We start from the raw sequence: 23,419 nt of genomic DNA on the forward strand, positions 1-23,419 counted from the left end.
TGGGGGGGGGCTAGCTGTCGCCCGTCCCCAGCACTCCTCGCAGCTCCTTCGGCAGCAGCTGGTCGCAGGACTGCTTGGCCTCGTGGGTGAGGGCGTCCGAGACGCAGGTGTAGTAGTCGCGGTAGACGACCTGGACGGCGAAGTTCGTGCCGACCAGGGCGAGGGCGAGGGACGCCGTGACCAGGCCGCCGATGGCCGCCGTGCTCTGGGGGCGGGTGCCGGGCTGCGCGGCCGGGCTGTCGGGGCCGGGCGTGCGCGGCTTGGCCCGCAGCGCGCTGATGCCCCAGTACAGGGCCAGGGCGCCCAGCAGCAGCGCCACGTAGGTCCAGGTGAACAGGGCGAAGAAGACGGCCCACATGCCGGCCAGCAGGGCATAGCGCGCCCGGCGCTGCGCCGGATCCGTCGGGTCCCAGCGCATGTTGGAGCCGCCCGGCCCGCCCGCGTTCTCGGGGCCGCGGCCGGGGCGCTCGCCGAAACCGCCGGACCCGCGCCCGGGCTGCTGCCCGCTCCACTGGCTGCCCCAGGGCGACCGGCCGCCGGACCCCTCCGGGTGCCGGGGCTGCCACGGCCGGTCGGGAGCGCCCTCCGGCGGCGGCGCGAAGGGGTTGTCGTCGTCCCGGCCACCGTCCCGGCGCTCGCCACCGCGACCGTCGCCACCGCGACCGTCGTCGTGGCCTTCGCCGCCACGGCGCCCGCCGTTCCGGTCTCCGTCGCCCCGGCCCCGGCCGTCGCGGCCCTCGCCGCCGCGACCCTCCCCGTCCCGTCCCCCGGGAGGCGCCGCCTCCGGCGGTGAGGACGGGCGCTCCCGCAGCAGCGCGGCGGCACGCTCGCCTCCCTGGGCCGGGAGCGGCGGGAACGTGAGGAGTCGCAGGCTGCGGTCGGGCATCAAAAGAGCGTCTTCCCCTAGGTGGATACGGCTGTCCGAGGTGAGCTTCCACCCCGTGAACGCACCGCACCACGACCGCGTTCCCGAGGCAGCCCCTTCTTGATTCCCTGCGAACGCTACCTTCCGGCCACGCCCCCGTCCCGTGGGGGCCGCCCGGAGGTGCCGGTATCGTTGCTGACGGTCGGCCGCTTCGTAGACTTCCCCGTATATCGGGGCGCGAAGCATTCGTACGACTGTACAAACCGCCGGCCGGACACCACACCGCTTCCCCGAGAAAGGGCCCCACCGTGGCCGCCACCCCCGCTGGCCCAGCGGTCAAGCGTCTCGTCGTGCTGGTCTCCGGATCCGGCACCAACCTGCAGGCGCTCCTGGACGAGATCGAGCGCACCGGAGCCGAGGAGTACGGCGCGCGGATCGTCGCCGTCGGGGCCGACCGCGCCGGCATCGAGGGGCTCACCCGCGCCGAGCGGGCCGGGCTGCCGACCTTCGTGCGGAAGGTCAAGGACTACGCCACCCGGGACGAGTGGGACGCCGCCCTCACCGAGGCCGTGGCCGCGTACGAGCCCGACCTGGTGGTCTCCGCCGGGTTCATGAAGATCGTCGGGAAGGAATTCCTCGGCCGTTTCGGCGGGCGGTTCGTCAACACGCACCCCGCCCTGCTGCCCAGTTTTCCCGGGGCCCACGGCGTCCGCGACGCGCTCGCGTACGGCGCCAGGGTCACCGGCTGCACCGTCCACTTCGTCGACGACGGCGTCGACACCGGCCCGATCATCGCCCAGGGCGTGGTCGAGGTCCGGGACGAGGACGACGAGAGCGCGCTGCACGAGCGCATCAAGGAAGTCGAGCGAAGACTGCTCGTCGAGGTCGTGGGGCGCCTCGCCCGCAACGGCTATCGCATCGAGGGACGAAAGGTAGTTATCCAGTGACCGCCGAGAGCACAGTCACGGCCGGGAGCACGAAGCGGGCCATCCGCCGCGCGCTCGTCAGCGTCTACGACAAGACCGGGCTGGAAGAGCTGGCCCGCGGGCTGCACGAGGCCGGCGTCCAGCTGGTGTCCACCGGCTCCACGGCCTCCCGGATCGCCGCCGCCGGCGTCCCCGTCACCAAGGTCGAGGAGCTGACCGGCTTCCCCGAGTGCCTGGACGGCCGGGTCAAGACCCTGCACCCGAGGGTGCACGCCGGCATCCTCGCCGACCTGCGCCTGGACAGCCACCGCGAGCAGCTCGCCGAGCTGGGCGTGGAGCCGTTCGACCTGGTCGTCGTCAACCTCTACCCGTTCCGCGAGACGGTCGCCTCCGGTGCCTCGGACGACGAGTGCGTGGAGCAGATCGACATCGGCGGCCCCTCCATGGTCCGCGCTGCCGCCAAGAACCACCCCTCCGTCGCCGTCGTCACCAGCCCGCAGCGGTACGCCGACGTCCTCGCGGCCGCCAGGAGCGGCGGCTTCGACCTCACCGCCCGCAAGCGGCTCGCCGCCGAGGCCTTCCGGCACACGGCGGAGTACGACATCGCCGTGGCCTCCTGGTTCGCCTCGTCGTACGCCCCCGACACCGCACCCGGCGGCGACTCGGCCGCGGCGACGTTCCCCGACTTCCTCGGCGCCACCCTGGAGCGCGTGCACACCCTGCGCTACGGCGAGAACCCGCACCAGCCCGCGGCCCTCTACACCTCCGGCGAGGGCGGGCTCGCGGCGGCGGAGCAGCTGCACGGCAAGGAGATGTCGTACAACAACTACACGGACACGGACGCCGCCCGCCGTGCCGCGTACGACCACGACGAGCCCTGCGTGGCGATCATCAAGCACGCCAACCCGTGCGGCATCGCGATCGGCGCGGACGTCGCCGAGGCGCACCGCAAGGCGCACGCCTGCGACCCGGTGTCCGCCTACGGCGGTGTCATCGCGGTGAACCGGCCGGTGAGCAAGGAGATGGCAGAGCAGGTCGCGGAGATCTTCACCGAGGTCGTCGTGGCGCCGGACTACGAGGAGGGCGCGCTCGAGGCCCTCGCCAAGAAGAAGAACATCCGTGTGCTGCGCTGCCCCGGCGCCCCGGCCCACCCGGTCGAGGTCAAGCCGATCGACGGCGGCGCGCTGCTCCAGGTCGCCGACCGGCTGCAGGCCGAGGGCGACGATCCGGCCACCTGGACCCTGGCCAGCGGCGAGGCCCTGTCCGAGGCGGAGCTGGCCGAGCTGGCCTTCGCCTGGAAGGCGTGCCGCGCGGTGAAGTCCAACGCCATCCTGCTCGCCAAGGACGGCGCCTCGGTCGGCGTCGGCATGGGCCAGGTCAACCGCGTCGACTCCTGCAAGCTCGCCGTCGAGCGGGCCGGCGAGGAGCGGGCGCGCGGCTCCTACGCGGCCTCCGACGCCTTCTTCCCCTTCCCCGACGGCCCCGAGATCCTCATCGCGGCCGGCGTGAAGGCCATCGTCCAGCCCGGCGGCTCGATCCGCGACGAACTCGTCGTTCAGGCCGCTCAGAAGGCCGGCGTGACCATGTACTTCACCGGCACGCGGCACTTCTTCCACTGACGGTCCGCCGGGCGTTCGCCGAGCTGTCGCCGAGCGTTCGCCCGGGTTTCCCCGCACGCACACGCAAAGCGGCCTCCGGTTCCCGCGAAGGGAGCCGGAGGCCGCTGTGCTCCTGCCCGAGCCGCTCAGCTCACGGGTTGTTGCGGATCACGATCGAGCCGCACACCTTGTCGGCGAAGCACTGGCGCTTGGCGTCCCAGGCCGGCCACAGGTAGCCGAGGTAGCAGGGCAGGCCGTCCAGGATGTGGGCGAGCTGGCGCACGAACGCCATGCCGCCGCCGAGCGGCTGCCCGGTGTCCTCCTTGAGGGTGCGGATGCCGACCGCCTTCTTGCCGACGGTCTGGCCGGTGCGGCCCTCCTGGATCACCTGCCAGACGAACAGGGCGATCAGGCCGAGGAAGCCGATGACCGAAAGGATCGGGGTGTTCTTGGCGCCGGCGATGACGAGCGCGTACGGCACCGCGTACAGCAGCGTGTCCAGCAGGCGGCTCAGGAAGCGCTGGCCCCAGTTCGCGTACGTCGGCTGCATGCCGTACCCGGCCTGCTGCGGGTAACCCGGGTATCCGCCCTGCGGTGCCTGCGGGTAGCCGTACCCCTGCTGCGGCGGCACGCCCTGCGGTGCCTGCGGGTAGCCGGGCTGGCCCTGCGGGTAGCCGTAGGGCTGCTGCGGGTTCTGCGGGTTCTGCGGGGGCTGACCGTAGGGGTTGGGCGAGCCGAAACTCATGGCGGATTTCCTCCGTTGACACTGCGGGGACGACGCGGAAGAGCGGAGGAACGTCAGAATCTGAGCGGTTTGCCCCCCAACCGGACCGCGATGCTGCGCCGTCATCGTCGTGGGAAAGGCCGATTCTTGTCCAGCCGGATTCACCAGGTGTTGTGCAAGTGCAACATCATCGATCAAGGACGCACATCCCGGCCGTACCCGGCACCCCGGCCGGGAGGCACCCGGATTGGAACCCGGAGCGGGTCATCGGCAAGGATGGTGTCATGACCGCCCAGATTCTCGATGGCAAGGCCACCGCAGCCGCGATCAAGTCCGATCTGACCGCCCGCGTGGCGGCGCTGAAGGAGAAGGGCGTCACGCCCGGCCTCGGCACGATCCTGGTCGGGGACGACCCCGGCAGCCAGAAGTACGTCGCCGGCAAGCACCGCGACTGCGCGCAGGTCGGCATCGCCTCCATCCAGCGTGAACTGCCCGCCACCGCCACCCAGGAGGAGATCGAGGCGGTCGTCCGCGAGCTGAACGAGGACCCGGCCTGCACCGGCTACATCGTCCAGCTCCCGCTGCCCAAGGGCATCGACGAGAACCGCGTCCTGGAGCTGATGGACCCGGCCAAGGACGCCGACGGCCTGCACCCGATGAACCTCGGCCGGCTGGTCCTCAACGAGCCCGCGCCGCTGCCCTGCACCCCGAACGGCATCATCACCCTGCTGCGGGCCCACGGCGTGGAGATCAAGGGCGCCGAGGTCGTGGTCGTCGGCCGCGGGGTGACCATCGGCCGCCCGATGCCGCTGCTGCTCACCCGGCGCAGCGAGAACGCCACCGTGACCCAGTGCCACACCGGCACCCGGGACCTCGCCGCCCACCTCAAGCGGGCCGACATCATCATCGCCGCGGCCGGATTCCCGCACCTGATCCGCGCCGAGGACGTCAAGCCGGGCGCGGCCGTCCTGGACGTCGGCGTCTCCCGCAACGCCGAGGGGAAGATCGTCGGCGACGTCCACCCGGACGTGACCGAGGTGGCCGGCTGGATCTCCCCGAACCCCGGCGGCGTGGGCCCGATGACCCGGGCGCAGCTGCTGGTCAACGTGGTCGAGGCGGCGGAGCGCAGTGCCGGCTGAGGAGCACCGGACCACCGAGCCGGAGCCGACGGTCCGCGACGCGATCAGCGCCCCCGACGCCGAGGGGCGCCCGCGGCGCGCCACGCGCCGCTTCCCGCTGTTCACCAAGGACACCGCCCGGCCCGAGGGCGGCGGCCGGGCCGCGCCCGGTGACGCACCGGCCCCGGCCCGCCAGTGGCCGATGCTCGTGGTGCTGTCCGCGGTCGCGCTCGGTCTGCTGCTCACCGCGCTCGACGTGTTCCGCTGGGGCGCCGTGCTGGTCGGGGCGGGCCTGCTGGCCGGGGCGGGCATGCGCTGGATCCTGCCGAGGGTCGGCATGCTCGCGGTCCGCTCGCGCTTCACCGACATCGTCACCTACGGCGTCCTGGGCCTCGCGATCGTCCTGCTGGCGCTGATGGCCCAGCCCAATCCGCTCCTGAAGATCCCGTTCCTGAAGGACACCCTGCACTTCACGCTGACCAAGTAGCGGCCCCGGCAGCCTGCTTCGACCGGCGTCGGCCGGCTCCGACCGGCGGCCCGTCCCCTCCCCCGAGCAAGGACGGGCCGCCGTCGGAAACCAGCCTTCCCCCCGGGAACCGGCTGTTCAACGGCTGTCCGCCCGCTGTGGCACGGAAGTGACCGTTCCGCTACCGTGTCCGCGCACTGCCACACGAGGCCCACGGCGTTCGGGCGGAACCGGGGACGCGGGACGGAGAGTCCGTGCAAGCGGGGGCACGGCCGTGCGGACCGGTGCTCCCGTGCGCCCCCGCTCCGGGAACTGGGATCCTTAGTCAGCGCATCCCTGTGGGTAGCCAGAACGGGTGCCGCCGACCGGACCGGCCGGCGGGCCGCACACGGGGAAGGGCGCGGGGAACCAACAGCACCAACCGGGGGGAAGTGGGGGGAAGCAATGCCTCGTTGGAAAGCCTTGCCGGATGAGCTGGATCCGCAGATCAAGGAGTTCACCAGCCAGCTGCGCGGACTCGTGGACCGCAGCGGCCTGAGCATCGCGGCGCTGGCCGACCGGACCGGCTACAGCAAGACGTCCTGGGAGCGTTATCTGAGCGGCCGTCTGCTCGCGCCCAAGGGAGCGGTCGTCGCGCTCGCCGAGGTCACCGGCACCAGCCCGGTCCATCTCACCACCATGTGGGAGCTGGCCGAACGTGCCTGGAGCCGGGCGGAGATGCGGCACGACCGGACCATGGAGCAGATCCGCATCGCCCAGGCGCGGGCCGCGCTCGGCGAGTTCGGCGCCGCCGAGGCCGAGCAGGCAGGCGGCACGGCGAAGGCCGGAAAGAGCGGCGCGGCGAACGCCACGGGCAGCGGGGCCACCGCCACCACCGGTGTCGCCGGACCCGCCGGCGTCGCACCCACCCTCCCGGCCCAGCCGACGGCGTCCGACGCCGACCGCCGTGAGAACGCGGAGCGCGAGGCGGCCGCGGCGGCCAACTCCTGGGGTCTTGCGGGCTACGAGGGCCCCTCGCGGGCGACTGGACGCCCCGGCGCCGGCGCGCGGCCCTCGATCCCGCCGGACGGCCCCGGCTGGACCCCCGGTGCCCCGAACCCGTACGGCGCGCAGCCCCCGGCACAGCCGCCGCGGCCGGCCGCCAAGAGCTCCGCGGGCAGGCAGCGGCTGACGATGTTCCTCGCGGGCCTCGTCGGCGTGCTGGTCGTCGTGGGAGCCGTCTACTTCTTCACCCAGCAGCGGGGCGACGGCAAGCACGGCGACACCGCCCGCTCCCCCTCCCCGACGGCCAGCGCCGACCCCAGTCCGCCCGCGGGCGTCAAGTGCGGCGGCTCCGCCTGCACCGGCAAGGACGCCGAGGCCATGGGGTGCAGCGGCGACCTGGTGACCACCGCGAAGACCGTCACCGTCGGCACCGTCACCCTGGAGGTCCGCTACAGCAAGACGTGCGGCGCGGCCTGGGGGCGGATCACCGGGGGCGCCCAGGGCGACAAGGTCCAGGTCAGCGCGGGCGGCAAGGCTCGCCAGACGGGGGACATCACCACCCCCGGGGACACCATCGCCTACACCCCGATGGTCGCCGTGAAGAGCGCGGCCGGGGCCACGGCGTGCGCGACCCTCGCCTCCGGGCAGACGGGGTGCACGAAGTAGCCGGACGCGGCGGAACGCACCCCGGGCAACCCGTTCGGGTGTAATTCCGGTGCCGGACGCATGGGTGGCCCCGTCCTGGGCACGCGAACCGTACCCCCACGGGAGTCCGGAGAACCGGTACCCCCCATCGGCGGCCGTCCTCGTCCCTCCTCTCCCGGACGGGCGGCCGCCTCTCCCGTCTCCCGACATCCTGAATCGTGCGCCCGGCGGCGACTTGTGGCCGACTTGTGGGCTGAGCCACATGGCCCCGGACGGCTCGCCTGCCGGATGCGCGATAGCCTGACCGCTGGATTCTCTTGACGCCAAGAGATCGATCATCCGCCGGGGCAGTGACGCCCCACCGCCAGCTGTCATACGGAGAACGCCATGACCCGCACTCCCGTGAACGTCACCGTCACCGGCGCGGCCGGCCAGATCGGTTACGCCCTGCTCTTCCGCATCGCCTCCGGCCAGCTGCTCGGCGCGGACGTGCCGGTCCGCCTGCGTCTGCTCGAGATCACCCCGGCGCTGAAGGCCGCCGAGGGCACGGCCATGGAGCTGGACGACTGCGCGTTCCCGCTCCTGCAGGGCATCGACATCACGGACGACCCGAACGTCGCCTTCGACGGCACCAACGTGGCCCTCCTCGTCGGCGCCCGCCCGCGCACCAAGGGCATGGAGCGCGGCGACCTGCTCGAGGCCAACGGCGGCATCTTCAAGCCCCAGGGCAAGGCCATCAACGACCACGCCGCGGACGACATCAAGGTCCTCGTCGTCGGCAACCCGGCCAACACCAACGCGCTCATCGCGCAGGCCGCCGCGCCGGACGTCCCGGCCGAGCGCTTCACCGCGATGACCCGCCTGGACCACAACCGCGCGCTGACGCAGCTCGCGAAGAAGACGGGCTCGACGGTCGCCGACATCAAGCGCCTGACCATCTGGGGCAACCACTCCGCCACGCAGTACCCGGACATCTTCCACGCGACCGTCGCCGGCAAGAACGCCGCCGAGGTCGTGAACGACGAGAAGTGGCTGGCCGAGGACTTCATCCCGACCGTCGCCAAGCGCGGTGCCGCCATCATCGAGGCCCGCGGCGCCTCGTCGGCCGCCTCCGCCGCCAACGCGGCCATCGACCACGTCCACACCTGGGTCAACGGCACGGCGGACGGCGACTGGACGTCGATGGGCATCCCGTCGGACGGCTCCTACGGCGTACCCGAGGGCCTGATCTCCTCCTTCCCGGTCACCACCAAGGACGGCAAGTACGAGATCGTCCAGGGCCTGGACATCAACGAGTTCTCCCGCGCCCGTATCGACGCCTCCGTCAAGGAGCTCGAGGAGGAGCGCGAGGCGGTCCGCTCCCTCGGCCTCATCTGAGCCTGCCGGCACGGCCGTTCGCCGGCCGACCCGCACGGGCCCCGTTCCGGTTCTGTCCGGAACGGGGCCCGCGCCCGTTTTCGCCGCTAGTGTCAAATGCAGTGCAGGGACGGGTGATTCGGTCTCGGGGGGTCGGAATGAGCGGCTGGAGCGGCTGGAGCGGAGGCAACGGCGAGGAGGGCTCCGGTTCCGGGCCCGGTGAGGAGAGAGGCCGGGCGGCCTGGTCGCCGGGCGCCCCGCCGCCCTGGGCGTACGAGGAGACCCGGACGGCTCCGGCTCCCGGCGCCGCCGAGGTGCCGCCGCCCCCGCCGCCACCGTGGGCCACGGCCCCGACCCGGGCGGGCGAACGGCTCGTACCGTCCCAGGAGCCGCAGCCGCAGCCGCAGCCGCAGCCGCAACCGCGGTCACCGTCGTACGGCCCCGCTCCCGCGCCCTCCTACGGGCGCGCCCCGGCCCGGCGGTCCTCGCGCGGCGGCCGGCTGATCGCGCTGGTGCTCGCGATGTTCCTGGTGGGCGCCGGTGCCGGTTTCGGGGTCTGGTACGTGGGCCGGGACCGCTCGCCCCACGGCACCCCGGCCGCCTCCGCCACGCCCACCGGCGTCACCGTCTCGGCCGGGTCCCAGGACACCCCGCCGGTGTCCCCGCCCTCCTCCCCGTCGCTGTCCCCGTCGCAGGGGACTCCCGCGGGCTACCGTCTCGTCCACGACCCCGTCGGCTATGCGATCGCCGTCCCCGAGGGCTGGACCCGGCGCGCGAAGAAGGGCGAGAAGGCGACCGTGGTGTTCTACGACTCCCCGTCCGACGGCCGCCAGTTGCAGATCTTCGAACTGTCCGAGGCCACCGTGGCGGAGTCCCTGGACCTCGCCGAGAACGACCCGGGCTACGGCTACTCCCACGAGCCCGGCTACCAGGCCCTCTCCCGCCGCTCCGGCGACACCTGGACCGAGCTGTCGTACCGCTACGACGACCCCGGCAAGGGCGCCCGCCGGGTGGTCGACCACCGCTTCCGGGCCGCCGACGGCACCCTCTACGCGATCCGTGCCAGCGGCCCCGAGCACCTGTCCGACACCAGGGTCCGGGCCCCGCTCACCACGGCCCTGACCACGTTCTGCCCGACGGACGCGTCCTGCGCCTGAGGCCCGGCGCCGACCCGGCCCACGTTTGGCTGCGCACCTGCGTACGGGAGTTGATGATCGAGGGCCTCACGGGGCACTGGAAACCGCTCACCGGCCATTTCGTTGCCCGGTTTTGTCCGTTTTCCACCTCAATTTCAGTGACCCGCCGCACTTTCGGCCATCGATTGCGCATGCGATCGGGCGGGGGCGGGCAGGCGGTGACGGTCCCCGAGCGTGGCGCACCTGTGACGCAGGGGTACGGAACAGGAACGGAAGGCAATACCGATCATGGCGGACAGAGCGGAACGACAGGACCAGGCGACCATTCACGCGGGAGGGGAGTGGCTGGAAGCGATCTCCGGCGCGACGCGCGAGATCCTCGACCCCGCGGACGCCCGGCCGTTCGCCGTGGTCGCGGAGGGTGACGAGAAGGACGCGGAACGCGCGGTGGCCGCCGCCCGGCAGGCGTTCGACCACGGCCCCTGGCCCCGCACCCCGGCCGCCGAACGCGCCGCCCTGCTGCGCCGCGTCGCCGACCTCCTCGTACGCGACCGCGAGGAACTCGGCCTGCTGGAGAGCCGGGACGCGGGCAAGACCGTCGAGGAGGGCCGCGTCGACATCGACTGTGTCGCCGACGCCTTCCGCTACTTCGCCGACCTGGTCGCCGCCGAGGCGCCGGGCCGGGTCGTGGACGCGGGCTCACCCGACATCCACAGCGTGGTCGTGCACGAGCCGGTCGGCGTCTGCGCGCTGATCACCCCCTGGAACTACCCCCTGCTCCAAGCGAGTTGGAAGATCGCCCCGGCGCTCGCCGCCGGCAACACCTTCGTCGTCAAGCCCAGCGAGATCACCCCGATGACCACCGTCGCACTGATCGAGCTGCTGGCGGAGGCCGGCCTGCCCGACGGGGTCGCTAACCTCGTCACCGGGCCCGGCCACACCGTCGGCGCCCGGCTCGCCGAGCACCCCGGCGTCGATCTGGTCTCCTTCACCGGTGGCCTGGTCAGCGGCACCAAGGTCGCCCAGGCCGCCGCCCCCACCGTGAAGAAGGTGGCCCTCGAACTCGGCGGCAAGAACCCCAACGTGGTCTTCGCCGACGCCTGTGCCACCGAGGAGGGCTTCGACACCGCCGTCGACCAGGCCCTCAACGCCGCCTTCATCCACAGCGGCCAGGTCTGCTCGGCCGGCTCCCGGCTCATCGTCGAGGAGTCCGTCCGGGACCGCTTCGTCGCCGAACTCGCCCGCCGGGCCCAGCGGATCAGGCTCGGCCGGGGCACCGAGGCCGGCGTCGAGTGCGGCCCGCTCGTCTCCGAGCAGCAGCGCGCCAAGACCGAGGCGTACGTCGCCTCCGCCCTCGCCGAGGGTGCGGTGCTGCGCTGCGGCGGCAAGCGGCCCGAACCGAGCCGGACGCGGCCGGAGTCCGGCTACTTCTACGAGCCGACCGTCCTCGACGGCTGCCACCGCGAGATGAAGGTCGTGCGCGAGGAGATCTTCGGGCCCGTCCTCACCGTGGAGACGTTCACCACCGAGGACGAGGCGGTGTTCCTCGCCAACGACACCGAGTACGGCCTCGCCGGCGCCGTCTGGACCGCCGACCCGGGCCGGGCCCGGCGGGTCGCCGGGCGCCTGCGCCACGGCACCGTCTGGATCAACGACTTCCACCCCTATCTGCCGCAGGCGGAGTGGGGAGGCTTCGGCCGGAGCGGCACGGGCCGCGAGCTGGGGCCGGCCGGGCTCGCCGAGTACCGGGAGACCAAGCACGTCTACCAGAACCTCGCGCCCGAACCGGTGCGCTGGTTCGCCGGCTGAGCAACCCGGAGCCGGGCACCGGCCCTCGGGCCTCCCCGTGCCCGGTCACCGGCCACCCCCCGGAGCCCGGGACGCGGGCCCGCCGGCGGAACCCCCACAGACCCCGCCGGCGGACCCGCTGCCGCACCCCGTACGTCCTCCCACCCCACAGGAGTAACCACCCGATGCCCGATCACACCCACGACTTCGACTATGTCGTCATCGGAGGCGGAACTGCCGGTTCCGTCATCGCCTCCCGGCTGACGGAGAACCCGGACGTCACCGTCGCCGTCATCGAGGGCGGCCCCAGCGACGCCGGCCGCGACGACGTGCTCACCCTGCGCCGCTGGATGGGTCTGCTCGGCGGCGAGCTGGACTACGACTACCCGATCACCGAGCAGCCCCGCGGCAACTCCCACATCCGGCACAGCCGCGCCCGCGTCCTCGGCGGCTGCTCCTCGCACAACACCCTCATCTCCTTCAAGCCGCTCCCGTCCGACTGGGACGAGTGGGAGGCGGCCGGCGCCAAGGGCTGGGGCGCGGTGCCCATGGAGGCCTACTACGCCCGCCTGCTGAACAACATCGTCTCGGTGGACGAGAAGGACCGGAACGCCATCGCGCGCGACTTCGTCGACGCCGCCCAGGCCGCGCTCGGGGTGCCCCGCGTCGAGGGCTTCAACAAGAAGCCGTTCACCGAGGGCGTCGGCTTCTTCGACCTCGCCTACCACCCGGAGGACAACAAGCGCTCCTCCGCCTCCGTGGCGTACCTGCACCCGGTGATGGACGAGCGGCCCAACCTGCACCTCTTCCTGGAGACCTGGGCCCACAGGCTGGAGCTGAACGGCACCCGCGCCGAGGGCGTCCACGTGCGCACCCAGCACGGCGAGGAACTGCTGATACGGGCCCGCCGGGAGGTCGTGCTGTGCGCCGGCGCCGTCGACTCCCCGCGGCTGCTGCTGCACTCGGGCATCGGCCCGCGCCGGGACCTCGAGGCGCTCGGCATCCCCGTCGTCCACGACCTGCCGGGCGTCGGCGAGAACCTGCTCGACCACCCCGAGTCGGTCATCGTCTGGGAGACCCACGGACCCATCCCGGAGAACTCCGCGATGGACTCCGACGCGGGCCTGTTCGTCCGCCGCGACCCGGCGAGCGCGGGCCCGGACCTGATGTTCCACTTCTACCAGATCCCGTTCACCGACAACCCCGAGCGCCTGGGCTACGAACGCCCGCCGTACGGCGTCTCGATGACCCCCAACATCCCCAAGCCGCGGTCCCGCGGCCGGCTGTACCTCACCAGCGCCGACCCGTCCGTCAAGCCCGCGCTGGACTTCCGCTACTTCACCGACGCGGACGACTACGACGCCCAGACCCTGGTCGACGGCATCCGCGTCGCCCGCGAGATCGCGAAGACCGAGCCGCTGGCGAGCTGGCTGAAGCGCGAGGTGTGCCCGGGGCCGGAGATCCTCGGCGACGCCGAGCTGAGCGAGTACGCCCGCAAGGTCGCGCACACCGTCTACCACCCGGCCGGCACCTGCAGGATGGGCGCCGCCGACGACGAACTCGCCGTAGTGGACCCGGAGCTGCGCCTCCGCGGCCTCGACGGCATCCGCATCGCCGACGCGTCCGTCTTCCCGACCATGACCGCGGTCAACCCGATGATCGGGGTGCTCATGGTCGGGGAGAAGGCCGTCGACCTGATCGGAGGCGAGAGCCGATGACCCTCACCGTCCCCACCCGCAAGCCGCCCACCACCGACACGCCCGTCTTCTCCGTCGACGGCCTGTGGAAGGTCTTCGGCCCGAAGCCGGACCGCGTCCCGGCCGACCCGGAGCTCAGCGCGCTCGACCCCGCCGAACTCCGCTCCCGCACCGGCTGTACGGCCGCCGTCCGGGACGTCTCCTTCGACGTCCGCAAGGGCGAGGTCTTCGTCGTCATGGGCCTGTCCGGCTCCGGCAAGTCCACGCTGGTGCGCTGCCTCACCCGCCTCATCGAGCCCACCGCCGGCACGATCGCCATCGACGGCGAGGACGTCCGCGCGATGGACAAGGGGCGGCTGCGCGAGCTGCGCCGGCACCGGGCCGCGATGGTCTTCCAGCACTTCGGCCTGCTCCCGCACCGCACGGTCCTCGACAATGTCGCCTACGGCCTGGAGATCCAGGGCGTAGGCAAATCGGAACGCCGCGAGCGCGCCGCCGATTTCGTCGCCAAGGTCGGCCTCGAAGGCATGGAGAAGCGGCGCCCCGGGCAGCTCTCCGGCGGCCAGCGCCAGCGGGTGGGCCTCGCCCGCGCGCTCGCCGTCGACCCCGAGGTGCTGCTCTTCGACGAGCCGTTCAGCGCCCTCGACCCGCTCATCCGGCGCGACATGCAGGACGAGGTGGCCCGGCTGCACAGCGAGGAGGGCCGCACCATGGTGTTCATCACCCATGACCTCTCCGAGGCCCTCAAACTCGGCGACCGCATCGCCCTCATGCGCGACGGCCGCATCGTCCAGCTCGGCACCCCCGAGCAGATCGTCGCCACCCCGGCGGACGACTACGTCCGCGAGTTCGTCCGCGACGTACCGCGGGAGCAGGTGCTGACGGCCCGCACGGCCATGCGCCCGGCGACGTCGGCCGAAACGGGCGCCGGCCCCGCCGTACGCCCCGAGGCCACGGTGGCCGAGGCCATCGAGGCGGTGGCCCGCGCCGGCACCCCGGCCCGCGTGATGGACGAGGGCAAGTGCCTGGGAGTGGTCGACCACGAGCACCTGCTGGGCGTCGTGGCGGGAGTACCCACCGCGGCCGATGCAGCCGATGCAGCGGACGCAGCAGAGGTGGCCGACCTGGCTGCGGGCAGTCGTGCCGCTGGGGACACCCCGGCGCGGGCGAAGTCGAGCGCGGGGGAGGTCCCCCGCACGCGTGGGCAAGCAACCGCACCCGCCCTCCGTACCGGCCCGGAGGGTCCGCGCACCACCCCGGAGGGCGTCTGATGGCAACGATCACCGTCCCGACCTCCCGCGCCAGGGCCCTGCCCGGCATCCTCCGGCACCGCGCCACCGCCAAGCTGGCCCTCCTCGCCCTGGCCGCCGCGGTCCTCGTCCCCCTGCTCAGCACCCGCTGGGGCAACGGCACCTGGCCGCACACCCTCACCGTCGGCCTGGACAAACCCCTGGCCGGCGCCAGCAACTGGGTCATCGACAACCGCGACAGCCACCCCCTCTTCCTCTACTTCTTCGGCTACATCAGCAACGCCGTCGTCCTCTCCGTCCGCGCCGTCTACCTCACCCTCCTCGCCGCGGGCTGGGCCGGCGTCACCGCCTTCGGCGCGCTCCTCGCCTGGCGCTTCGCCGGTGTCCGCCTGGCCGCGGGCACCGCGGCCGCGTTCCTCGCCTGCGGCGCCCTCGGCATGTGGGTGCCGACCATGCAGACCCTCGCGCTCATGGTCGTGGCCGTCCTCGCTTCCGTGCTCGTCGGCGCCCTCCTCGGCCTCGCCGCAGGTCTGTCCGACCGACTGGACCGCGCCCTGCGCCCGGTGCTGGACACCATGCAGGTGCTCCCGGCGTTCGCCTACCTCCTCCCCGTCGTCCTGGTCTTCGGCATCGGCGTGCCCGCAGCCGTCCTCGCCACCGTCGTGTACGCCGCCCCGCCGATGGCCCGTCTCACCGCGCTCGGTCTGCGCGGCGCCGACCCCGAGGTCCTGGAGGCCGTGGCGTCGCTCGGCGCCACCCGCCGCCAGCGGCTGCTGACCGCCCGCATCCCGCTGGCCCGCAAGGAACTCCTGCTCGGTCTCAACCAGACGATCATGATGGCGCTGTCCATGGCCGTCATCGCCTCGGTCATCGGCGCCGGCGGCCTCGGCGACCGCGTCTACCAGGCGCTCGCCTCCGTCGACGTCGGCGCGGCCCTCGCCGCCGGCATCCCGATCGTGCTGCTGGCGGTCGTCCTGGACCGCGTCACCGCCGCGGCGGGCCAGGCCGGCGACGCGGCCGACCGCCCCGGGCCGGCCGGCCGTGCGTACCTCCTCGCCCTCGCCGCCACCGTGGCCGTGGCCCTGGCCGCCCGGCTGCTCGGCCGCCTGGACTGGCCGGACTCCTGGACCCTGGACATCGCCGAACCGGTCAACCGCGCCGTCGACTGGATGACCGCCCACCTCTACTCCGGCGTCCCGGTCGTCGGCGGCACCGCCGACTGGGCCGGGCACTTCACCACCTGGGTCCTCGACCCCGTCCGCGGCGGCCTGCAGTGGCTGCCCTGGTGGTCGGTGCTGCTCGTCGTCGCCGCCCTGGCCTGGCTGATCGGCACCTGGCGCACCGCGCTGACCGCCGTCCTCGCCATGGCCGCGATCGGGGTGCTCGGTGTGTGGTCGCCGGCGCTCGACACGCTCTCGCAGGTGCTCGCCGCCGTCGCCGTGACCCTCGTCCTGGGGTTCGCCACCGGCATCGCGGCCGCCCGCAGCGACCGCGTCGAGCGCGCGCTGCGGCCCGTCCTGGACGTCTTCCAGACCATGCCGCAGTTCGTGTACCTGATCCCGGTCGTCGCCCTCTTCGGCGTGGGCCGGGCGCCGGCCGTCGCCGCCGCCGTCGTCTACGCGCTGCCGGCCGTCGTCCGGATCACCGCGCAGGGCCTGCGCCAGGTCGACGCGGCCGCGCTGGAGTCGGCGCGCTCGCTCGGCGCGACCGGCCGCCAGCAGCTGTGGCAGGTGCAGCTCCCGCTCGCCCGGCGCGCGCTGCTGCTCGCCGTCAACCAGGGCGTGGTCCTGGTCCTCGCCGTCGTCATCATCGGCGGCCTGGTCGGCGGCGGGGCCCTCGGCTACGACGTGGCCTTCGGCCTCGCCCAGGGCGACCTGGCGACCGGCCTGGTCGCCGGTGCCGCCATCGTCTGCCTGGGCCTGATGCTGGACCGGGTCACCCAGCCCACCGAGCGGCGCGCGAGGAAGGGAGCCTGACATGCGCCTTCGTACGATCGCCGTGGCGAGCTCGCTGCTGCTGCTCACCGGCTGCGGCGCCGCCGACATGACCAAGCAGGCCAGCCCGTTCGCGGGCGCGCAGGGGGCGAAGACGGTCACCCTGTCCGTGCAGTCCTGGGTGGGGGCCCAGTCCAACGTGGCCGTGGCCCAGTACCTGCTCGAGCACAAGCTCGGCTACCGCGTCGACACCGTCCAGGTGGACGAGGTCCCCGCCTGGGACGCGCTCAGCCAGGGCCGGGTCGACGCGATCCTGGAGGACTGGGGCCACCCCGACCAGGAGAAGCGGTACGTCGAGGACAAGAAGACCATCCGGCGCGCCGGCGGCCTCGGGGTCACCGGGCACATCGGCTGGTACGTCCCCACCTACTTCGCCCAGCAGCACCCCGACATCACCGACTGGAAGAACCTGAACAAGTACGCCTCGCTCTTCCGCACCGCGGAGAGCGGCGGCAAGGGCCAGCTCATGGACGGCTCCCCGTCCTACGTCACCAACGACAAGGCCCTGGTGAAGAACCTGAAGCTGAACTACCAGGTCGTCTTCGCCGGTTCCGAGGCCGCGCAGATCACCCAGATCAAGCAGTTCGCCAAGGAGAAGAAGCCGTTCCTGACGTACTGGTACGCGCCGCAGTGGCTGTTCAAGAAGGTCCCCATGACGGAGGTGAAGCTGCCGCCGTACAAGGAGGGCTGTGACGCGGACGCCGCCAAGGTCGCCTGCGCCTACCCGCACACCCCGCTGCAGAAGTACCTCAACGCCGGCTTCGCGAAGTCCGGCGGCAGGGCGGCGGCCTTCCTGAAGAAGTTCAAGTGGACGACCGAGGACCAGAACGAGGTCTCCCTGATGATCGCCGACCAGAAGCTGAGCCCTCAGGAGGCGGCGAAGAAGTGGGTGGACAGCCACCCTGCCGTCTGGAAGAAGTGGCTGTCCTGACCCGGCTCAGCCCAGGTGGGCGACGATCTCCCGCAGCGCGGCCGTGGCGCGCCGCTGGAGTCCCGGCCCGAACGTGACGCGAGTGGCCCCGAGTTCGCCGAGCGCGGCGGGCGAGGGGCCCTCGCCGTCCAGCCGGGCCAATGCGTTCAGCGGCCCCTGGATGCCGGAGCGCAGCAGCGGCAGGACGTGAGCCGGGGCGAGGATCGGATACACGCAGTCGGCGCCCGCCGCCACGTACAGCGCGGCCCGCTCGATGGCGTCCTCGGGGTCTTTGCCGCCGTGCACGAAGGTGTCGATCCGGGCGTTGAGGAACAGCCCTCCGCCGGCGGCCGAGCGGACCTCGGCGAGGAACTCGGCCTGCGCGCGCGCATCCTGGAGGACACCCCCGCGGGAGTCCTCCAGGTTGCAGCCCACGGCCCCCGCCTCCAGCAGCCGCTCCACCAGCTCCTTCGCCGGCAGCCCGTACCCGGCCTCGACGTCCGCCGACACCGGCACGTCCACCGCCCGCGCGACGCGCGCCACCGCGGCGAACATCTCGTCGGCCGGCACCGCCCCGTCCGCGTACCCGAGGGAGGCGGCGATCCCGGCGCTCGGCGTGGCGAGGGCCGGATACCCGGCCTCCACGCACACCCGGGCGCCGGCCGCGTCCCAGGGGCCGGGCAGGACCAGCGGCTCGCCGTGGGCGCGCCGGTGGTGCAGCGCGCGGAAGATCTCCACCCTGCTCATGACGGGTACCCCCCGGGCGGGACGCGCCGGCTCACCATGACCCGGTTCCAGCTGTTGATCGCGGTGATCAGCCCGACGAGATGCGCGAGTTCACCCTCGTCGAAGTGCCGGGCGGCGGTGGCCCACACCTCGTCGGGTACGAAGCCCTCGGTCAGCACGGTCACCGCCTCGGTCAGCGCCAGCGCCGCGCGCTCCCGCGCGCTGTAGAGGTGCTCCGCCTCCTCCCAGGCGTTCAGCAGCTGGATGCGGTCCTCCGACTCGCCGTTCTTCCGGGCCACTCCAAGGTGCATGTCCAGACAGAAGGCGCAGTGGTTGATCTGCGAGGCGCGGATCATCACCAGCTCGGCGAGGACCGGATCGCCGAGCCCCTTCTTCGCGGCGGCGCTGAGCGCGGACATCGCCGTGCCGACCTCCCGGTCCAGCATCCGTGTACGGCTCACTTGTGCTGCCCCGGCCGGTAGTGGCCCGGAGTCATCCGGGCGGTCACGCCGAACCGGTTCCAGGCGTTGATCACCGTGATCGCGGCGATCAGCCCGGCCAGCTCGGGTTCCTCGAAGTGGGCGGCGGCCCTCTCGTACACCTCGTCGGGTACGAAGCCGTCGGTCAGCACGGTGATCGCCTCGGTCAGCTCGATCGCCGCCAGCTCCTTCTCCGTGTAGAAGTGCCGGGACTCCTCCCAGGCGCTGAGCTGCACGATCCGCTCCACGCTCTCGCCGGCCGCGAGGGCGTCCTTGGTGTGCATGTCCAGGCAGAACGCGCAGTGGTTGATCTGCGAGGCGCGGATCTTCACCAGCTCGTACAGCTTGGCGTCCAGGCCCTGCCGGGCCGCGGCGTCCAGCTGGATCATCGCCTTGTAGACCTCGGGGGCGTGCTTCGCCCACTGCAGGCGCGGGGCGTGTTCGGTGGCGTACTCGACGGTGTCCTCTGCGGTGGTCATGACTACGACCCTAGGAGCAGGGCAGCCCAGGAGTATGGTCCATTTCCATGGTGAAACAGTGGGCCACTTCGGGCATCGACCTGCATCTGGAACCCGTCCGCTCGGGCGGTCTGCGCCGGGGGCTGACCGACGCGCTGCGGGACGCCGTGCGCACCGGCCGGCTCGCTCCCGGCACCCGCCTGCCCTCCTCGCGCTCCTTGGCCGCCGACCTGGGCATCGCCCGCAACACCGTGGCCGAGGCGTACGGCGACCTGGTCGCCGAGGGTTGGCTCACCGCCCGCCAGGGCTCGGGCACGCGCGTCGCGAGGGGGCTGCCGGCCCCGCCGCTCGGACAGCCGGGCAGGGCCATGACCCGGCCGGCAGGCCCGGCGTCCCGCCGTCCCGAACCGCCCACCCCGGCCCCGGCGTCCCGCCACCCCGCACCCGGCCACCCCGCCCCCGGCCAGTCGGCACAGGCGTCCCCTCGCCGGGCACCCCGGCCGGCCTACAGCCTCGTCCCCGGCACCCCCGACCTCGCCGCCTTCCCCCGCGCCGAGTGGCTCAAGGCCGCCCGCCGGGCTCTGTCGGCCGCACCCAGCCACGCCCTCGACTACGGCGATCCACGGGGCCGCCCCGAGCTGCGCGCGGCCCTCGCCGCCTACCTCTCCCGCTCCCGGGGCGTACGCGCCGACCCGGAGGCCGTCGTCGTCTGCTCCGGCTTCTCGCACGGTCTGCGGATCCTCGCCGCGGTGCTGCGGGCACGCGGCGCACGGACGGTGGCGGTGGAGTCGTACGGCCTCGACAGCCACTGGAAGCTGCTGACCGACGCCGGCCTGACCACGCACCCCCTGCCGGCCGACGAACTCGGCACGGACACCCGCGCGCCGGGGCCCGCCGAGGCCGTCCTGCTCACCCCCGCCCACCAGTTCCCGACCGGCGTCGCGCTGCACCCCGACCGGCGGGCGGCCGTCGTGGACTGGGCCCGGCGCACCGGCGGGCTGATCCTGGAGGACGACTACGACGGGGAGTTCCGCTACGACCGCCAGCCGGTCGGCGCCCTCCAGGGACTCGACCCCGACCGCGTCGTCCACCTCGGCACCGCCAGCAAGTCCCTCGCCCCCGGACTCCGGCTGGCCTGGATGGTGGTGCCGCCGGCGCTGGCCGCCGAGGTCACCGCGGCCAAGGGACGCCACGACACCTGCGGGGTGCTGGAGCAGCTGACCCTCGCCGAGTTCCTCACCTCGGGCGCCTACGACCGGCACGTGCGCTCCTCGCGCCTGCGCTACCGGCGCCGCCGGGACGCCCTGGTGGCCGAACTGGCCCGGAGGGCACCGGCCGTCAGCGCCACCGGGATCGCGGCGGGCCTGCACGTGGTGCTGCGCCTCCCGCCGGGCACCGAGGACGAGGCGCTGCGGGCGGCGGCCTGGCACGGTGTCGCGGTGCACGGTCTGCGCGCCTACCGGCATCCGGAGTCGGCCGCCGAGCAGCGGGACGCGCTGGTCGTGGGGTACGGCACACCGCCGGACCACGCGTGGTCCGGGGCCCTGGACGCGTTGTGCGCCGCGCTGTCCGGACGACCGGACCGCGTGAACCGGACAGCCGGACCGCGTGAACCGGACAGCCGGACCTTCTGACAAGGAGAGGCCGAGGCCGAGGCGGGCGGGCCGTCAGCCCTCCTCCACCGGTGCCTCCCCGAACCGCGCCAGCGCCAGGGCCCCCGCCACCGCCACCGCGAACCCCAGCACCGCCGGCCAGGTCATCCCCTCCCGTGTGCGGTCGCCCAGCCACACCACGCCGACGGCCGCCGGGCCGATCGTCTCGCCGATCACCATGCCGGCCGTGGCCGTGGTCACCGAGCCGCGCTGCAGCGCCGAGGTCAGGAGCAGGAACGCCGCGCCGCCGCCGATGAGCAGGGCGTAGCTCGCCGGGTTGGTCAGCAGGGCGCCCGGGCGCAGGGAGTCGATGAGCCGGACCGTCACCTCCACCACGCCGAAGCCGAACGGGGCGCCCAGCCCCAGCACCAGGGCCCGTGCCCGCCCCGACAGGCGACCGCCGAACCCGCCGAGCAGCAGCACGCCCACGGCCGCCGCGACCATGGCGTACTTCAGCCAGGGCGGCCCGCTCGCCTCCCCCTCGGTGCCCGAGGCCAGCCCCAGCATCGCCAGCCCGGCGCAGACCACGCCCACCGCGCCCCACTCCGGCCCGCTCAGCCGTACCCGCAGCAGCCGCGCCGCCACCACCGCCGTCACCGCCAGGCTCGCCGCCAGCGCCGCGCCGACCGCGTAGATCGGCACCGAGCGCAGCGCGGCGATCTGCAGCAGGAAGCCGAGCCCGTCCAGTGCGAGCCCGGCGAGGTACCGCCACTGCCGCAGCGCCCGCAGCAGCAGCGCGGCATCGCCGCCACCCCCGTCCGTGCCCGCCTCCCGCGCGGCCATCGCCTGCAACACCGTCGCCGTACCGAAGCAGACCGCCGCGCCGAGGGCGCACACCATTCCGAACAACACGGGGCGACTGTAGGCGAACGCCGGTTCCGCGGGACCGGCGCGTCTGCCCTCACACCGATCTCCGGGCCGGTCACCACAGGGCGGGCACGCGCACAGCCCGATCCCCGAGGAGTACGCCCGCTTCGTGCCCCACGCGTTCCGGTGGGCCCGTGCCGGCTCGCTCGCATGGTGGACGCGAGATCACCCCGCTCCCGCGTCCCCGGTAGGCTGGCCGACGGGCCGTGACTGGCGCGCTGGGATGGGATGGACCATCGGGGAGCGGTCCTGGCGAGACCGTGTGCCGTGCGCCTGGGCCGAACCGTGAACGCTGAACGCCTGTCGTCCGGAGGTCCCCATGCACGAGAAGTCCCTTTCCACCGAGTCCACCGCCTTCCGCGCCGCCCTCGACGTCATCCGCGCGGTCGAGCCCCGGGTCGCCGACGCCATCGGACAGGAGGTGACCGACCAGCGCGCGATGCTCAAGCTGATCGCCTCCGAGAACTACGCCTCCCCGGCCACCCTGCTGGCGATGGGCAACTGGTTCAGCGACAAGTACGCCGAGGGCACCGTCGGCCGCCGCTTCTACGCCGGCTGCCGCAACGTCGACACCGTCGAGTCGCTCGCGGCCGAGCACGCCAAGGAGCTCTTCGGCGCCCGGCACGCCTATGTCCAGCCGCACTCCGGCATCGACGCGAACCTCGTCGCCTTCTGGGCCGTCCTCGCCGACCGCGTCGAGGCGCCCTTCCTGGAGAAGACCGGCGTCCGGCAGATCAACGACCTCTCCGACGGGGACTGGGCCGAGCTGCGCCAGGCCTTCGGCAACCAGCGCATGCTCGGCATGTCCCTGGACGCGGGCGGCCACCTCACCCACGGCTTCCGCCCGAACATCTCCGGCAAGATGTTCGACCAGCGCTCCTACGGCACCGACCCGGCGACCGGCCTGATCGACTACGAGGCGCTGCGCGCCCAGGCCCGCGAGTTCAAGCCCCTGATCATCGTCGCCGGCTACTCCGCCTACCCCCGCCTGGTGAACTTCCGGATCATGCGCGAGATCGCCGACGAGGTCGGCGCCACCCTCATGGTCGACATGGCGCACTTCGCGGGCCTGGTCGCCGGCAAGGTGCTGACCGGCGACTTCGACCCGGTGCCGCACGCACAGATCGTCACGACCACCACCCACAAGTCCCTGCGCGGCCCGCGCGGCGGCATGGTGCTGTGCGACGACTCCCTCAAGGACCAGGTCGACCGCGGCTGCCCGATGGTGCTCGGCGGGCCCCTCCCGCACGTCATGGCGGCCAAGGCCGTCGCCCTCGCCGAGGCCCGGCAGCCCGCCTTCCAGGACTACGCCCGGCGCATCGTCGACAACTCGCGCGCCCTCGCCGAGGGCCTGATGCGGCGCGGCGCCACCCTGGTCACCGGCGGCACCGACAACCACCTCAACCTGATCGACGTGGCGTCCTCCTACGGCCTCACCGGCCGCCAGGCCGAGGCGGCCCTGCTGGAGTCGGGCATCGTCACCAACCGCAATGCCATCCCGGCCGACCCGAACGGCGCCTGGTACACCTCCGGCATCCGCGTCGGCACCCCCGCCCTGACCACCCGGGGCCTCGGCACCGCCGAGATGGACGAGGTCGCCGGCCTCATCCACCGCGTCCTGACGGCCACCGAGCCCGGCACCACGAGCAAGGGCGCGCCCTCCAAGGCCCAGCATGTGCTCGACGCGAAGATCGCCGACGAGATCTCCCACCGGGCGACCGACCTGGTGGCCGGCTTCCCGCTCTACCCGCAGGTCGACCTGGGCTGACCCCGCCCCGGC

At 73.2% G+C, this 23,419-nt stretch carries 20 protein-coding genes and 1 riboswitch; of the genes, 14 read left to right on the top strand and 6 right to left on the bottom strand.

What is annotated here, in order from left to right; all coding sequences use genetic code 11:
• Nucleotides 1–10 precede the first annotated feature (10 nt).
• Complete coding sequence (locus ACZ404_RS22015; RefSeq protein WP_468442357.1) at nucleotides 11–886, bottom strand: hypothetical protein; 876 nt, start codon at nucleotides 884–886, stop codon at nucleotides 11–13.
• A gap of 287 nt (nucleotides 887–1,173) precedes the next feature.
• Between ACZ404_RS22015 and purN the strand changes: the two genes are divergently transcribed.
• Both purN and purH read left to right on the top strand, forming a co-directional pair.
• Nucleotides 1,174–1,812, top strand: coding sequence for a phosphoribosylglycinamide formyltransferase (purN, locus tag ACZ404_RS22020; RefSeq protein ID WP_468442359.1), 639 nt, complete (start codon nucleotides 1,174–1,176; stop codon nucleotides 1,810–1,812).
• The gene (gene purH, locus ACZ404_RS22025) at nucleotides 1,809–3,410 is read left to right on the top strand and encodes a bifunctional phosphoribosylaminoimidazolecarboxamide formyltransferase/IMP cyclohydrolase (protein ID WP_468442361.1); all 1,602 of its coding nucleotides are present in this window, start codon (nucleotides 1,809–1,811) and stop codon (nucleotides 3,408–3,410) included. The genes purN and purH overlap by 4 nt, the downstream gene beginning before the upstream one ends.
• Before the next feature lie 130 nt (nucleotides 3,411–3,540).
• Here the strand turns inward: purH and ACZ404_RS22030 are convergent, their stop codons facing one another.
• Entirely contained in the window at nucleotides 3,541–4,134 is a 594-nt protein-coding gene (locus ACZ404_RS22030; RefSeq protein WP_468442363.1) for an RDD family protein, read from the bottom strand.
• Between the two features lie 263 nt (nucleotides 4,135–4,397).
• Between ACZ404_RS22030 and ACZ404_RS22035 the strand changes: the two genes are divergently transcribed.
• The 10 genes from ACZ404_RS22035 to ACZ404_RS22080 all read left to right on the top strand — a co-directional run bounded on the left by ACZ404_RS22035 (nucleotide 4,398) and on the right by ACZ404_RS22080 (nucleotide 17,478).
• The gene (locus ACZ404_RS22035; protein WP_468442365.1) at nucleotides 4,398–5,252 is read left to right on the top strand and encodes a bifunctional methylenetetrahydrofolate dehydrogenase/methenyltetrahydrofolate cyclohydrolase; all 855 of its coding nucleotides are present in this window, start codon (nucleotides 4,398–4,400) and stop codon (nucleotides 5,250–5,252) included.
• Nucleotides 5,242–5,718: a DUF3017 domain-containing protein gene (locus ACZ404_RS22040; protein WP_468442367.1), complete on the top strand. Its 477-nt coding sequence runs from the start codon at nucleotides 5,242–5,244 to the stop codon at nucleotides 5,716–5,718. Before ACZ404_RS22035 ends, ACZ404_RS22040 begins: the two co-directional genes overlap by 11 nt.
• A gap of 441 nt (nucleotides 5,719–6,159) precedes the next feature.
• Complete coding sequence (locus ACZ404_RS22045) at nucleotides 6,160–7,347, top strand: helix-turn-helix domain-containing protein (protein WP_468442369.1); 1,188 nt, start codon at nucleotides 6,160–6,162, stop codon at nucleotides 7,345–7,347.
• 366 nt (nucleotides 7,348–7,713) lie between these two features.
• Nucleotides 7,714–8,703 (top strand): malate dehydrogenase, encoded by a 990-nt coding sequence (locus tag ACZ404_RS22050; protein WP_468442371.1) that lies wholly within the window; start codon nucleotides 7,714–7,716, stop codon nucleotides 8,701–8,703.
• Between the two features lie 137 nt (nucleotides 8,704–8,840).
• The gene (locus tag ACZ404_RS22055; RefSeq protein ID WP_468442373.1) at nucleotides 8,841–9,839 is read left to right on the top strand and encodes a hypothetical protein; all 999 of its coding nucleotides are present in this window, start codon (nucleotides 8,841–8,843) and stop codon (nucleotides 9,837–9,839) included.
• 267 nt (nucleotides 9,840–10,106) lie between these two features.
• The gene (locus tag ACZ404_RS22060; protein WP_468442375.1) at nucleotides 10,107–11,627 is read left to right on the top strand and encodes an aldehyde dehydrogenase family protein; all 1,521 of its coding nucleotides are present in this window, start codon (nucleotides 10,107–10,109) and stop codon (nucleotides 11,625–11,627) included.
• A 164-nt stretch (nucleotides 11,628–11,791) separates the two neighbouring features.
• The gene (locus ACZ404_RS22065; RefSeq protein WP_468442377.1) at nucleotides 11,792–13,324 is read left to right on the top strand and encodes a GMC family oxidoreductase; all 1,533 of its coding nucleotides are present in this window, start codon (nucleotides 11,792–11,794) and stop codon (nucleotides 13,322–13,324) included.
• A complete protein-coding gene (locus ACZ404_RS22070) occupies nucleotides 13,321–14,574 on the top strand; it encodes a quaternary amine ABC transporter ATP-binding protein (protein ID WP_468442379.1) in 1,254 nt (417 codons plus the stop codon). Before ACZ404_RS22065 ends, ACZ404_RS22070 begins: the two co-directional genes overlap by 4 nt.
• Entirely contained in the window at nucleotides 14,574–16,529 is a 1,956-nt protein-coding gene (locus tag ACZ404_RS22075; protein WP_468442380.1) for an ABC transporter permease, read from the top strand. Before ACZ404_RS22070 ends, ACZ404_RS22075 begins: the two co-directional genes overlap by 1 nt.
• A 1-nt stretch (nucleotide 16,530) precedes the next feature.
• A complete protein-coding gene (locus ACZ404_RS22080) occupies nucleotides 16,531–17,478 on the top strand; it encodes an ABC transporter substrate-binding protein (RefSeq protein WP_468442381.1) in 948 nt (315 codons plus the stop codon).
• Nucleotides 17,479–17,484: 6 nt separating this feature from the next.
• Here the strand turns inward: ACZ404_RS22080 and ACZ404_RS22085 are convergent, their stop codons facing one another.
• From ACZ404_RS22085 to ACZ404_RS22095, 3 genes are read right to left on the bottom strand one after another with little or no spacing between them, the layout of a single operon-like run.
• Nucleotides 17,485–18,204, bottom strand: coding sequence for an isocitrate lyase/PEP mutase family protein (locus tag ACZ404_RS22085; RefSeq protein WP_468442383.1), 720 nt, complete (start codon nucleotides 18,202–18,204; stop codon nucleotides 17,485–17,487).
• The gene (locus ACZ404_RS22090) at nucleotides 18,201–18,629 is read right to left on the bottom strand and encodes a carboxymuconolactone decarboxylase family protein (protein WP_468442643.1); all 429 of its coding nucleotides are present in this window, start codon (nucleotides 18,627–18,629) and stop codon (nucleotides 18,201–18,203) included. Before ACZ404_RS22090 ends, ACZ404_RS22085 begins: the two co-directional genes overlap by 4 nt.
• A gap of 11 nt (nucleotides 18,630–18,640) precedes the next feature.
• The gene (locus ACZ404_RS22095) at nucleotides 18,641–19,141 is read right to left on the bottom strand and encodes a carboxymuconolactone decarboxylase family protein (protein ID WP_468442385.1); all 501 of its coding nucleotides are present in this window, start codon (nucleotides 19,139–19,141) and stop codon (nucleotides 18,641–18,643) included.
• A 47-nt stretch (nucleotides 19,142–19,188) separates the two neighbouring features.
• Between ACZ404_RS22095 and pdxR the strand changes: the two genes are divergently transcribed.
• Nucleotides 19,189–20,754, top strand: coding sequence for a MocR-like pyridoxine biosynthesis transcription factor PdxR (pdxR, locus tag ACZ404_RS22100; protein ID WP_468442387.1), 1,566 nt, complete (start codon nucleotides 19,189–19,191; stop codon nucleotides 20,752–20,754).
• Nucleotides 20,755–20,787: 33 nt separating this feature from the next.
• On the opposite strand, the gene ACZ404_RS22105 is transcribed toward pdxR, so the two are convergent.
• Nucleotides 20,788–21,612 (bottom strand): DMT family transporter, encoded by an 825-nt coding sequence (locus ACZ404_RS22105; protein WP_468442645.1) that lies wholly within the window; start codon nucleotides 21,610–21,612, stop codon nucleotides 20,788–20,790.
• A gap of 223 nt (nucleotides 21,613–21,835) precedes the next feature.
• A riboswitch (ZMP/ZTP riboswitch) is annotated at nucleotides 21,836–21,925 on the top strand.
• A 33-nt stretch (nucleotides 21,926–21,958) separates the two neighbouring features.
• Here ACZ404_RS22105 and ACZ404_RS22110 point away from each other — a divergent pair.
• The gene (locus ACZ404_RS22110) at nucleotides 21,959–23,407 is read left to right on the top strand and encodes a glycine hydroxymethyltransferase (protein ID WP_468442389.1); all 1,449 of its coding nucleotides are present in this window, start codon (nucleotides 21,959–21,961) and stop codon (nucleotides 23,405–23,407) included.
• Nucleotides 23,408–23,419: the final 12 nt, after the last annotated feature.

The sequence above is a fragment of the Streptomyces sp. NPDC030798 genome (genome assembly GCF_055572275.1).